This is a genomic window from Oceanobacillus neutriphilus (assembly GCF_014645515.1).
Taxonomy (GTDB): Bacteria; Bacillota; Bacilli; order Bacillales; family Amphibacillaceae; genus Oceanobacillus; species Oceanobacillus neutriphilus.
On the sequence record NZ_BMLW01000011.1, the window covers coordinates 121,549 to 135,220 of the forward strand.

Annotated in this window: 11 protein-coding genes; all 11 read right to left on the reverse strand. The window is 38.4% G+C overall.

What is annotated here, in order from left to right; translation table 11 throughout:
• The 11 genes from IEX29_RS18060 to IEX29_RS18110 all read right to left on the reverse strand — a co-directional run bounded on the left by IEX29_RS18060 (nucleotide 1) and on the right by IEX29_RS18110 (nucleotide 13,630).
• The gene (locus tag IEX29_RS18060; RefSeq protein WP_188735894.1) at nucleotides 1–1,113 is read right to left on the reverse strand and encodes a glycosyltransferase family 1 protein; all 1,113 of its coding nucleotides are present in this window, start codon (nucleotides 1,111–1,113) and stop codon (nucleotides 1–3) included.
• Nucleotides 1,098–2,252, reverse strand: a complete 1,155-nt coding sequence (locus tag IEX29_RS18065) for a glycosyltransferase family 4 protein (protein WP_188735896.1) — start codon at nucleotides 2,250–2,252, stop codon at nucleotides 1,098–1,100. Before IEX29_RS18065 ends, IEX29_RS18060 begins: the two co-directional genes overlap by 16 nt.
• A 45-nt stretch (nucleotides 2,253–2,297) precedes the next feature.
• Entirely contained in the window at nucleotides 2,298–4,121 is a 1,824-nt protein-coding gene (locus IEX29_RS18070) for a polysaccharide biosynthesis protein (RefSeq protein WP_188735899.1), read from the reverse strand.
• A 410-nt stretch (nucleotides 4,122–4,531) separates the two neighbouring features.
• Nucleotides 4,532–5,182, reverse strand: a complete 651-nt coding sequence (locus IEX29_RS18075; protein WP_188735901.1) for a CpsD/CapB family tyrosine-protein kinase — start codon at nucleotides 5,180–5,182, stop codon at nucleotides 4,532–4,534.
• A complete protein-coding gene (locus tag IEX29_RS18080) occupies nucleotides 5,160–5,903 on the reverse strand; it encodes a YveK family protein (RefSeq protein ID WP_188735903.1) in 744 nt (247 codons plus the stop codon). Before IEX29_RS18080 ends, IEX29_RS18075 begins: the two co-directional genes overlap by 23 nt.
• 584 nt (nucleotides 5,904–6,487) lie before the next feature.
• Complete coding sequence (locus tag IEX29_RS18085) at nucleotides 6,488–7,399, reverse strand: alpha/beta fold hydrolase (RefSeq protein WP_188735904.1); 912 nt, start codon at nucleotides 7,397–7,399, stop codon at nucleotides 6,488–6,490.
• Between the two features lie 45 nt (nucleotides 7,400–7,444).
• Nucleotides 7,445–8,515 (reverse strand): tartrate dehydrogenase, encoded by a 1,071-nt coding sequence (locus IEX29_RS18090; RefSeq protein WP_188736064.1) that lies wholly within the window; start codon nucleotides 8,513–8,515, stop codon nucleotides 7,445–7,447.
• 222 nt (nucleotides 8,516–8,737) lie between these two features.
• The gene (locus IEX29_RS18095; RefSeq protein WP_188735906.1) at nucleotides 8,738–10,414 is read right to left on the reverse strand and encodes an SLC13 family permease; all 1,677 of its coding nucleotides are present in this window, start codon (nucleotides 10,412–10,414) and stop codon (nucleotides 8,738–8,740) included.
• Between the two features lie 97 nt (nucleotides 10,415–10,511).
• Nucleotides 10,512–11,210: a response regulator gene (locus IEX29_RS18100; RefSeq protein ID WP_188735909.1), complete on the reverse strand. Its 699-nt coding sequence runs from the start codon at nucleotides 11,208–11,210 to the stop codon at nucleotides 10,512–10,514.
• Nucleotides 11,207–12,820, reverse strand: coding sequence for an ATP-binding protein (locus IEX29_RS18105; protein WP_188735912.1), 1,614 nt, complete (start codon nucleotides 12,818–12,820; stop codon nucleotides 11,207–11,209). The genes IEX29_RS18100 and IEX29_RS18105 overlap by 4 nt, the downstream gene beginning before the upstream one ends.
• Before the next feature lie 219 nt (nucleotides 12,821–13,039).
• Nucleotides 13,040–13,630 carry a YvcA-related protein gene (locus IEX29_RS18110; protein WP_188735914.1) on the reverse strand — a complete coding sequence of 197 codons (591 nt, stop codon included), beginning with the start codon at nucleotides 13,628–13,630 and terminating at the stop codon, nucleotides 13,040–13,042.
• Nucleotides 13,631–13,672 lie beyond the last annotated feature (42 nt).

A 13,672-nucleotide genomic window follows, 5' to 3' on the forward strand; every position in this document is an offset into this window, starting at 1 on the left:
TTACATCTCTCCCACTGTTAAATACTTTGTTTGGAGACTTGCAGCTGTATGCTTGATATCAAACCCTTTCGTTATCAGGTGTTCCTTTTCAACTTCTCTGGAAGGAAGTTCTTTTTTCAATTCCATAATCTTTTTTATCCACAAATCTTTATCGGATATAGACAATTGATGAATCAGCCCTAAATTCATATCCACTTCCTCTGTAATGGAATCAGATATGATACATGGCAGTCCGGAGGCTTGGGCTTCAACAAGTGTGACTGGTAAACCTTCAAAAAAGGATGGAAAAATAAAGAGATCAAACATCTGCAGCAGGTCGGGAATATCATCTCTTACCCCGAGAAATTTTATTTTTTTATCCAGTTTCAGCTCGCTTACTCTTCTCTCCATTTCTTTTTTGGAAGGACCGTCCCCAACAAGTACAAGATGTAAATCTCTCATTTCTTGATTTAAATTATGAAATAGATTGATGATAAATTTATGGTTCTTTTGTTCATGAAACCTGCCAACATGACCAAGAACGAATGCCTCTTCCGCAATACCGAAAGTATCCCTTAGTAAGCTTCCTTTTCCATTTGAATACTTAAATTTATCTATCTCAACACCATTATTCAAAATAAATGTCTGCTTCGCTTCCGACATAAACATCCATTCTGCTGCTGCTTGTGAACAAGCATATAAATGTGTTGCGTTTTGCTTGATAAATGTCCCGGCATACCACTTATACATTTTTGTGAATAGATGCCCTTCACTTTGAGTATTATGGCTATGGGCAATCCGCACCGGAACGCCGGCTTTTTTTGCTGCCCGTATGACAAAGCCGCTCATCTTATCCATATGGGAATGGATAATCTTATACGCTTTATGTTCAGTAAAGAATGTATTCAATGCCCGCAGATAACCGAAGTGCCCTGCTTCCGTAAGATAAGGGATTCGATAAATTTTACCGCCCATCGCTTCGATTTCTTTATCAAACAGCCCTTCTTTACAGGTAAGGAAATCAAATTGAACTTTCTCTCTGTTTATATTTCTGTACAGATTCATAATGAGTGTTTCTGCGCCGCCACGATTCATGTTAACCACTGCATGTAATACTCTTAATGGACTGCCCAATGAACTTCCCCCCATCCCTCCATATGTTTTTCGTAAATTTTTCTTTTTTCTATAAGTATTTTATTTATAGTATAGACTGATTCAATCTTTTCTCTGGCACGCTTTCCAAAAGTAAGTCCAGGTTCAGTTATATTGGATACTTGGATTAATTTGTTGGCAAACTTAACAGCATTTGGATGTGAGATAATCCAGCCATGCTTTCCATTCTCGATAAGTTCCCGATGTCCCCGGTTATCCACTGCTATAACCGGTAAACCACAAGCCATTGCCTCCATAATATTAACCGGCAATCCTTCCCTTAAGCTGGATGCCACTCCTATATCACACATCGGGAGGATTTGATTAATATCTTTTCGAAACCCAAGAAAGTTAACCACCCCGCTCACTCCCAATTGGTGAGCCAGCTGTTGACAGCTTTTTAATAACGGCCCTTCCCCGGCAAGTAATAACTTTGCATTGGGAACTTTATCCTTTAACAAAGCCATAGCATGTAATAGTAACTGCTGGTTTTTATTTTTATTAAATTCCGCTGCATAAAATAATAACAAGTCATCGGCATTATAACCAAATGACTTTCTTAATTCTCTCTTTTTATTTTCATGTACAGGTTTATATTTCTCTGTATCTACGCCGACTCCGTGTACATGTTCAATAGACCCCGCTTTAAACTTATGTGTTCTTGCTAAATGATAATCCTCCTGATTAATCAGTATCAATGTGTCCGTATACCTTGACAGCATCCTTTCAATGGGATAATAAAACAGCCAATTTTGTATAGGAGCTCCTTTGCAAAAATGGAAACCATGTGCTGTATAGATAACCTTTGTGCCCTTTTTCCTTGTTTCCTTCGCAGCCATCCGGGTAAGAACGCCTCCAAATGGTGTGTGACAATGAATTATCGAATAGTTATTTTGATGAATGATATCTTTCAATTGTTTATATGCTTTTATATTTGCTGAATGAAAAGGGGATCGTTGAATCGCAATGTTGTATTTTTTATCTGTATATGACAAATCGATATTCCCGGCTGCAGCAACATGAACTTCCCACCCTTGCTTTTGTAGCCACTTCATATATGGTAAGTGAAAAGCTTTAAAATGATAATCAACTGTGGCACAAAATAATATCTTATTGGGCACTTAAAGCTCACCCCTTTCATTTTTTAATCCATCTTCTTCTATGTTTTATATACTCACTGCCTGCAGCTCTTTCATGACTACATTATTTGCTACGTTTAATAACCGTTCTCTTAATGCATCAGGATCTACGTCTTCAAATATTGCAATAATTTCGTTGATTTCATCCAGATAGATATTTGTGGTCTTTCCCACATAAATTTTAGGATATACCTGGTTGTTATGCACTTCATTCTCCTGGAGTAATTCTTCATAAAGCTTTTCACCCGGACGAACTCCAGTATATTTAATCTCAATATCCTCCGTGGAATATCCGGACAGCTTAATAAGATTTTTGGCAAGATCCATTATTTTTATCGGATCTCCCATATCCAGAACAAATATCTCCCCGCCATTTGCTAAGGCACCTGCTTGAATAACAAGCCGCGATGCTTCTGGAATTGTCATAAAATAACGGACCATTTCCGGGTGTGTTACTGTCACTGGTCCGCCCTTTTTGATTTGCTTCTTAAATAACGGGATAACACTTCCACGGCTGCCCAGAACATTCCCAAACCGGACTGCTACAAATTTTGTATTACTCTGCCTGTTCATAGCTTGAATAATCATTTCAGCTAATCGTTTGGATGCTCCCATGACACTGGTTGGATTTACTGCTTTATCCGTCGATATCATGACAAAAATACCGACATTGGTCTCACTGGCCGCCTCAGCAACATTCCTTGTCCCGATAATATTATTTTTCACGGCCTCTTCCGGATTTCGTTCCATTAATGGCACATGTTTATGCGCCGCAGCATGATAGACAACATCAGGCTTATACCTGTGCATAATATGCTGCATTTTTCTTGCATCTTGAACATCCGCTATTTCCGTTATAAACTCCGTTTCACTGTCATGGTATACATCCCTGAGCTCCATTTCTATAGAATAAATACTGTTTTCACCATGTCCCAGTAAAATTAACTGAGCTGGTTTAAAATTTGAAACCTGTCTCGAAATTTCAGAGCCAATCGATCCTCCTGCACCAGTAATCATGACAACCTTATTTGAAATGTAATCTGAAATACTTTCCATATCCATCTCTACCTGGTCTCTGCCAAGTAAATCCTTCACTTGAACGTCTCTGAATTCATTAATAGAAATTCTCCCGGTGATTAAGTCTTCCAGCAGAGGCAAAACCTGTGTTTTCACCTTTGTTTTTGCACATTCCTGAAATATTATATTTAATTCTTTCCTGCTTAAAGACGGGATAGAAATAATAATATGTTCAATTTTATATTTCTCCACTATTCTTTCTATTTGATTTATGCCGCCGACCACTGGCAGTCCTAAAATGTCAAGATGCTGTTTTTTGGGGCTGTCGTCGATAAAAGCAACTGCCTGTAGACTTCCTTCATTTTTCTTTAGCAGCTGTCTGGCAACCATTGTTCCAGCTGAACCGGCTCCAACAATCAATGTACGAATGTTGTTCTCAGATTTATTCAGGATAGCACCGCGGTATATCCTCCAGGTTAAACGGGAACCGCCAATGAAGAACAGATGAAGAAGCCCGGCTGTAACAAATAATTTCCAGGACAGCTCCTGTATGAATATATAATGAATAATAATTGCTGTCAGAATGGAATATGTAACTATTTTTAAAATAATTAATAGCTCCTGAATGCTTGCATATTCCCAATGCTTTTTGTAGAGCTTATATTTTATTGAGAACAAGTGGTGTGATAATAATATAGCAAGACTGCTTATTAATATTGAAGTATTCAGCTGAGGAGTTGACGAACTTAATAGAAACATACCAAAGTAAATTGCTGATAACACAATACAGGAATCGACAATAATAAATAAGGATATTCGCTGTCGATGTGTCATTTTCTGCTCCCCTTTCTTTTGTATATACCTGATGACTATTTATTCTGAAAACCGTTGTAAAACTCCCGCAAAATCAAGTTTCGTTTTATCACAGCATGAGTGTCCGTAATTTTCCACTTCCGAAATAAATTTAATACCTTAATTGACATGTGGAAAAAACGGTCTCTTCATCTCCTGATTCACTCAGCTAGGATTTAGTGGCAAAAGCACCACTAAATCAAGTTTCGTTTTATGTAAATACGCCGGGCATCTAACCCGTCCTCACACTATACTATTGACAACGAATGCGTCTAAGGTTGATTCAACCCACAGCATAGCCGAGTGTCTACATTGATAACGGTAAGTATGACATCACCAGTATAATTCCAGCTGAATATTCTTTATAACGAACAAATAGTAAAAAAATATAATTAGTTTAAAATCGCCCCAATTAAATTTGCGTTTGCTAAATCGAGTACCCGTTTTGTTTTTACAGCTTTTTCAGTTTCCGTTTTTCCCCGCTTTAATACGAGAACAACACCTTCACACTGGTTAGCAATTACTCTTGTTTCGGTTGTTTGTAATACTGAAGGCGAATCAATCAGCACCACATCATATTGGCTGTCCAGTTTACTTAATAATTTTTTCATAGCATTGCTTTCAAGAACTTCTGCCGGGTTGAACACTTCAGGCCCCGCTGTGATGATATCTAAATGTGGAATATCTGTACGATAAATTGTTTCTTCTAATTTTGACAACCCTTTAAGGATATTAGACAAACCATTTGAATTTGGCATTCTAAAAGTTGTATGCAAAATGGGGTTTCTTAAATTTGCATCAATAAGCAAAACTTTTTCATTCTGCCTGGCCATCGAAACAGCTAAATTAGCAGTGGCTGTTGATTTCCCTTCTCCATCCTCTGGTGAGGTAATTAATAAAATAGAATTCTTCTTTTTTTCCCTTAAAAATTGTATATTTGATCGTATCGCCCGGAACTGATCAGATATAGCGGAATCTGGATTGGAATAAGTCAGTAAATGCAGTTTATTTGTGTTAGGGTTATGTATTTTGTTTAACGCCAACTTTTCTCCCCCTCATCAGCTTTATTTTTCGACTCTTTTTCTTAACTGCAAATTTTCTTTTATTCATATTGGATATCGTGCCTAATACTGGAACTCCTAGTAAAGCCTCGACATCGCTTTCCTTTCTTATTTTTACATCCAGCGAATCTAAGAGAAAAACAAATCCGGTTCCAACGATAAGTCCGAATACAAAGGTGATGATTGTTAAATTACTGGATGCTTGGTTGATTGGAGCGGCACCGGGTTTTGCTTCTGATAATAGCTGTACTTCATTAAATCCCAATATATTTCCCATTTCTTCTTTATATGTGGTGGCCGTTGCATTTGCAATTTGCGCAGCTATCTCAGGGTCCGGATCCGTTACGGTTATTTGAACCACCTGTGATTCATCCACTTGGGTAACAGTAATTTGATCTGCCATTGTATTAACTGACCTTTCTAATTGTAATTGTTCGCCGACTCCTTCCATGACAATCGGGTCTTTTATCATAACCATAAGTGTACTCATGTCCTCACTGCCGGATCCCAGAATCATTCTGGTAGAAGTCTCGTAAATGGGAGTTTTATCATTATTACTGAAATAATAACCGGTCAGTGTACTGATGACCGTAATAACGATAATAATCCAAAATCTTTTTTTTATTAGAATAAAATACTGCTTCAGATCAATCTCTTTTATATTTTTTTGTTCATCATAGCTATGAAAATTATTATTATTCATTGGAATCACCCTGACCTTTTCATATTATAATTAATTGTTCTCTATAAAGAACATAGTGTCCAAAAAAATTTATCTGCTTATATAATTTATATATTAGTTCTTTATAAAGAACATGTCAATAGGTAATCCAAATAAAATATCATTTTTAGCCCATACTAATTAAAAAGGAGGTATTTTAATGAGTATAGATAAAGGTAAAAAGAAAAAGAAGAAAAGTAAAGAAGAATTAAATGCCATGAAAGGCGGTAAAGAAAGACATCGCAGAAATCGTTCTTAAGGTTCAGTTATAAATCGCTAATATAGCTGATGATGCCCGGTGTTTAAACTTAAAGACCCCGGGCATTTCGCATTGCTATAGTCCAATTTCCGACATTAAAAATATAGAAACAAGTTCTGAAAAGGCAGCGAATTATTGTTCACTTAAAATTCATGCTCTAACGAAGAGGAAATATTTTTTATTTCTTTATAAAAAACCACAGTGAAAACACTATGGTTAAGGAAAATCTATATTATCTTATCTTTTATATGAAAAGCCATTAGATTCAACTGGTCATCAATGACGGTATCAGCTTCACTCGTTCACCCTACCTCTTCTGATTCTCTCTGATAAATTTCAAAATATACTTAGAAACAGATTCCGGTTGTTCTTCCGGAACATAGTGTCCACAATTTTCGAGCTGTTCCCCTCGGATATCAAGAGCAGCATCTTTCCATATATCAAGCACTGGCTGGCCGGCAAGATTACCATTTTCTCCCCATAATAAAAAGGCTGGTGTTTTTAATAGCTTGCCAGCGGCGTTCTCCGTTCTATATTGGGGTAAATCAACCTCGTGGGTAGCCCGGTAATCACTCAGTGCAGCCCGATATGTTTCTGGCTGCTTCCATACACGCAGGTAATCTTCCCACGAACCGTCTGATTTAAGAAGGGACAGGAGCCCCGGCGCACGTCTGAACAAAAATTCAAGATATACTTCCTCTTTCCCCTGAATAAGTGCTTCCGGTAAATCAGGAACAAGGTGAAATGTCCAGTGCCAATATTTCTTAGCCGCTTCTGAAGCTGTTAATCTATCGTAAAGATATTCCATTGGAAGAATATCAATGAGTCCGATACCAGCAACCTTGTCAGGATAGTCCAATGCAAATCTCCGGGCAACTCTAGCACCACGATCATGCCCCACTAAAGTTACATTTTCCAGATGAAGATGTTTGATTAATTCATGGATATCAGAAGCCATTGTTGACTTATCATACCCTTTCGTTCCAGCCGGCTTATCAGAATCACCATAACCGCGCAGATCAACAGCTATCACCAGATGCTCCTTCATTAGATGAGGAATCACATAGCGCCAGGTTAACCAGCTTTGAGGAAATCCATGCAATAGAATAACAGGCTTGGACGAATTTGTTCCTGCCTCAACATAATGCAGATGGATATTATTGACCTTTGCCCATCCATGTTTGAATTCTGATGGAATAAGCTCTGAATTATTTCCCATTATTTAGCCTCCTGTTTAGTACATATTTGATAAAACTGCCATATATTATCCTTTTTTATCAAGCTCTTTTAGTCGGCTAATTATTTCATCTGTGATTTCTTTTGTACTATGATTCCCGCCAAGATCAGGTGTTAAGAAGCCGGCACCTGTTACACTTTCAATGACTTCTAATAATGTATTTCCAAGCTCCTCTTCTCCAAAATGATCTAACATCATTTTAGCAGTCCATATTTGACCAATCGGGTTAGCAACCCCTCTTCCGACAATGTCCGGGGCTGAACCATGAACCGGTTCAAACATCGATGGATATTTACCATTTACGTTGATATTTGCGGATGGTGCAATGCCCACGCTGCCCATAATTCCGGCACCCAAATCCGACAAAATATCTCCAAATAGATTACTTGCTACAATAACATCAAATTTTTCAGGATGTGTAACAAAGAATGCTGATAATGCATCGATATGCTGCGAATCGGTACTGATTTCAGGATATTCTTTCGCAACGTCTTGAAATACACTATCCCAAAAAGGCATGGAATAAGTAATTCCATTTGATTTTGTTGCACTGGTTACGCGTTTTTTACGTCTAGAAGCTAGATGAAAGGCGTGCTGCATCGCTCTTTCCGTTCCTTTTCTTGAAAAGACCGCATTTTGAATTGCTAATTCATCTTCTCCTCTATAAATTCTTCCCCCGATTTCACTGTATTCACCTTCACTATTCTCCCGGACAATAATCAAATCAAAGTCTCTCGGATTTGTAAGCGGAGATGTGACCCCTTTTATAACTTTGGCAGGACGAATATTAATCACTTGTTCAAATTCACGGCGAATCTTAATAAGAAGTCCCCACAAAGACACATGGTCTGGGACAAGCTTTATATTTCCAACAGCTCCCAGGAAAATACCGTCAAAATCCTTCAATCTTTCCATGCCGTCGTCAGGCATCATTTGATTATGCTCCAGATAATATTCACAGCTCCATGGAAAATTTGTAAATTCAAATTTTAATCCGCCATGAATAGCTGCTATGGTGTTCAAGACCTCCGTTGCCGCAGGAACAACTTCTCTACCGATGCCATCTCCGGGTATATTAGCAACTGTTAACTTTTTCATCATCAATCTCCTCCTAATCCTAAATTTCTATTTAATGAAGCAGGTTGCTGTCATATCTTAAAAACACTTATTTTAGTAAGATTACGTACACATTTTAGAAGAAATCGCATTCACTCTTTTTTGAATGCATGCGCTTTTTTCTAAATATATTTCCTCAAGCAGTTAGCTTTGAAGGTTATTTCCTACTTATTTTACTGAATTTCTTTTTCTTATCTGCTTAATCTACTTAAACTCACTTGGAAGAATAGATAAATCAATTCCCCAAACTATCGGGACAAGATAATAAACAGCGAGTATAATAATGGCTGTCGCTACAACATTGACCCAGAATCCTGATTTAACCATTTCAATAATCTTCAGCTTTCCCGTACCAAAAATAATAGCATTCGGCGGTGTTCCGACAGGCAGCATAAATGCACAGTTTGCTGCCATTGCGCATGGTATCATCAATGCAAATGGATGGATATTTAAAGCGACAGCCAATGCTCCGACTACAGGTAAGATCATTGTTGCTGTTGCTGTATTGGATGTGATTTCCGTCAGAGCCATAATCATTAAGGTAGCTGCTGAAATAATCACCAGTAGATGGAAGCCATCTAAAACGGTCAGCTGCTGCCCAAGCCAATCAGATAGCCCCGTCTGTGTAAACCCTGCTGCAATTGCCAAACCGCCTCCAAACAGAAGGAGCACACCCCAGGGAATATCACGGGAATCCTTCCAGGACAGAATACGCGATTCTTTTTTTGCTGGAATGGCAAATAATAATATCGCAGCCAAAACAGCAATCATCCCATCAGAAATTCCCGGAATATTAATAATTGTTCCTGTCCATAAGAGATCCTTTGTAATCCACATTAATGCTGCAAAAAGGAAGACAAATGCGACAATTTTCTCTTCATATGCTACCCTTCCCAGCTTATGTCTTTCATTTTGAATGAGATCTCTTCCACCGGGCAGTTCCTTGATAGATGTTTTAAAAGCAAATCTCCCCAGGTATATCCAAGTAAAGAAAAGCATAAGCACAACAACAGGAACAGCAAACAGCATCCATGTTGCAAAGGAAAGGCTTACACCGAATAATTCATCCAGCTGACCTGCAAGAATAATATTTGGAGGTGTTCCAATTAGTGTTCCAAGACCGCCAATCGTCCCGGCATACCCAATTCCAAAAATAAGGGATTTTTCAAATTTCGGTAATTCCTTTTCCTCCGGCTTTCCTTTTAAAACATTTGCTACCTGGACTGTAATCGCCAGCCCCATTGGAATCATCATCATAACCGCAGCCGTATTGGAAACCCACATGGAAAGGAAACCGGTTGCTGCCATAAAACCAAGTAAAATCCGTTGAATACTTGTTCCAATAACTGCAATAATAAAAAGCGCAATGCGTTTGTGCAAGTTCCACTTCTCCATTGCTGTTGCAATAAAAAAACCGCCTAAAAATAGAAAAATTATATCATTTCCATAGGCAGAAGCTACATCTTTGCCATCCATTGCTCCCGTTATTGGGATCAAAATCAATGGCAGGAGTGAAGTAGCCGGTATAGGCAGTGCTTCTGTAATCCACCATGTAGCGACCCATAATGTGGAAGCAAGAACAGACTTTCCAGCAAAGGATAATCCTTCCGGCTGAAAAAACACCATCGTTAATACAAATAATAACGGACCTAAAATTAAACCAACGATTTGCGTCCTTGAATAAGCCTTCTTCGGAGGTTCATCTCCCGAATTTCCAGGCTGCCCTTGATTTACACGATTCTTCGTTGAAGTTTCCTTACGCTTATCTGTATCTTTCGTTTTCTCAGCAACATTTTTATGAATGGCAAAAATATTTAATAAATTCTTCGTGCGCTTATGCTGCTTCCAAAGCTCCTGCCACGCTGAAGTTACATAATTCATGGATCAAACTCCCCCCTATTTTGAAAACGCTTACTAAATCTCACTTCTATTTTCGATTATTTTGTTTTGTTTGTATATATTTTTTAACTAATCGAAACTAAAATTGTTGGAGGTTGTCTTTTCCCGTCCGTGAGAGTTTATATTGCTGCAACGGACGTCCGAAATTATGATAAATCACATTTTTTTCAATCAGCTTTTTCTCCTCAAAAAAACGTAAATATTTACGTAAGGAAACATGTGAAATTTTTGCATAGGTGCTTAAATCTGCCGCAGACAGCCAATCCTCATGCTCTATCATGACCGTCAGAATATTTCTGCAGGTTTCTTTCGTAATTCCTTTTGGTAAGTCTTCCGGTTTTAAAACAGGCTGTTCACGCGGGTGGAATAAACGATCCACCTCTGCCTGATGCACCTTTCCTTCTGCCAATCTCACTGTTTGCTTATAACGCAGGAGGGATTCCCGGAAACGCTCAAAGGTAAATGGCTTCAAAAGATAGTCCACTACACCATAGCGATATCCTGTTTTTAATGACTGCTGGTCATTGGCGGAGGTAATTAAAATAACATCCACATTTATTTCCTCCAAGCGGATTTGCTTTAATAAATCCAGACCATTTTTTCGCTGTAAATAGACGTCCAGTAAAATTAAATCAACATCGGGCTGTCTCGCCAGCCCGATACCTTCTTCGACTGTTTCCACGCTTCCAACACAACAAAAACCATCTATTTTCTCAATATACTTCTGATGAAATTTAGAAATAAGTGGCTCATCTTCAATAATAGCTATACGTATCATTTGGAATTATTCCTCTCTTCATCATGATGTTCATATGGCATCTTAATTTGTAAACACACACCTGCGCCGATTTCAGATTGGATATGATAGGTTCCGTTTCCTGCTTTGATCGCATTAATCATAATCGTCATCCCGTATCCGCGGTTCCATCCTTTTGTCGAATAGCCCTTTTCCAGGATAGAAGGTAGATATTCGATATTAAAGCCTGCACCATTATCACGAATTTCATAGAATATCTCTTCATCGAAAACATCAAAAACCAGCGTAATCTTTTTTTCCTTCTGTCCAACCATAGCATCGACTGCGTTTTCCAGACTGTTTCCAATAATCGTAATCCAGCGGTCAACAGCAGTCGGATCAGCAAGGCTCGGCCATTTGTTCTCCCCCTGGATATCTACATCAATTTGCAGCTGCTCCAGCCGTTCTAATTTCGTTAAAAGGTATCCAGCAATAGCAACATCATCGATATGCGCAGAAATCATTCCTGTCTCCCGCTGATAAATCTGCGAAAGACTGTCCACATATTCCGCAAGCTCCTCATAGGATTCTGTATAAACCATTGCTCCGATAATATGAAGCTTATTCATAAACTCATGCGTCTGCATCCGCAATGTATGCGCATAGGATTCTACTCCGGACAGCTTCTTCATAATGGCATCCAGTTCATTACGATCTCGAAAAGTAACAAGCACACCGACATTGTTTTTATCCACCTTAATGGAAACACTATTTGTAATCATTTCTACATTACCAAAGCTCACAGATTTATCATAGACTGCTTTTTCTCCGCTTAATAATACCTCCAGCGAAAGCTCCGGCCAGACATCTATTATCTTTTCACCAATAATATTCCCTTGGTAGCCTGCCCGTTCCAGCATAAATTCGGACGAAGGATTAGCAATAATAATTTGATGGTCTGCATTAATGGCAATAACTCCTTCACTAACACTATCAAGCATTGCTTCACGTTCTTCCATCATATAGGCAATCTCTTGAGGCTCCAGGTCAAACAACGTTTTTTTCAGCCTTCTTGCTAAAAAATAGGAGCCCGCTAAACCCAGGACCAGACTTAAAGCTGTACCTAGAATAGTAATTTTCAAACTATCCCATACAGCCTGGTTAATGACCTTTGTTGAAATCCCTACCGAAATCGCACCAATCTGCGTTCCCTCTTGATTATAAACCGGTTCAAAAGCCCGCATTGATGGTCCCAACGTACCAACAGCCTCGGAGGTATAGCGATTTCCTGCAAGCACCGCGTCTACATCTCCGCCGACGAAATGTTCTCCAATCCGTTCAGCAACAGGGTGCATCAGCCGGATGCCTTCCATATCCATCAGTACAATATATTGCAGGTCATTCTCCTCACGAATCTCCGCTGCAATGGTACGCAGGTTTTTATCTGCTTCACCTTGTTCCAGCGCAGAGGCAACGATAGGCATACGGGCAAAATGGCTTGCACTTAAACTCGCTTTATCCGCAAGCGTTTTCTTTGTTTCTGCTGCCTGATTATATCCAATAAGCAGCCCTGTAACAAGCAGTGTTAAGCAGATTAATCCGCTGGTGAACAACATCATTTGCAGCATTAACGGTAAATCTTTTTTTCGCATATCTGTTCACCCTCCTCGTCCTGCCAGGCAGCCGCTACTCCATTTTTTCAAGAGTAGGGATTCTACCCATATTAGGAATCAAACTTCTATATCACATTTAATAACTGTTTGCAGATTAAGTATGTATGGAAAAATAATAACATAGAATGGGAGAGTAATGCATAAACTGCTGAAGGTTTCTGTTCTTTTGGTAAATTTTTATACTTTATTAAATTTTTCTTATTGTTTAAATTCTACTGACTTCATAATTGCCAATACTTCTTCCTCTATTTCATCTAAGTCAAGATGATTTTCATAATCCGTAGTTACGTTATAATTATAAGAAACTGCTTGATCTGAATTATTCGATTGAATAATTCCTATATAAATACAAGCTATAGTATTTCCACTACGAGTTACATATTCTGTTGTTCCATAGTGAATGGTTTTATCTTCATATTCCATCACTTCATATTCACCGTCATAATGTGTATGACCTTTCATAATATTTTTTAACCTATCTATATCTCCTCCTCGCTCACTACGGTTATATATCATACGCACAAAATACTGATAATATTTAGAATCTTCCCCGTATTTAATTCCTTCATAGGCTCCTGTATTTGATGTAGACACATCATATTCCAGATCATTTATAATTGCATCATCAGGATAAAGCATCGTATACTCTTCTGTCTTTGACTGCATTAAATAATACCCTTCCTTTACCGGTTCCGTCGACACCATAAATTCCCGGGTAAATTCATCCTGAAATGCCGTTACATCTGGTAAATCTTTGGGATCCATTTCACTTATATCTTTTTCGTTCATATTTATACATCCCCCTAAAAATAAGAGGATTACTGTGCAACA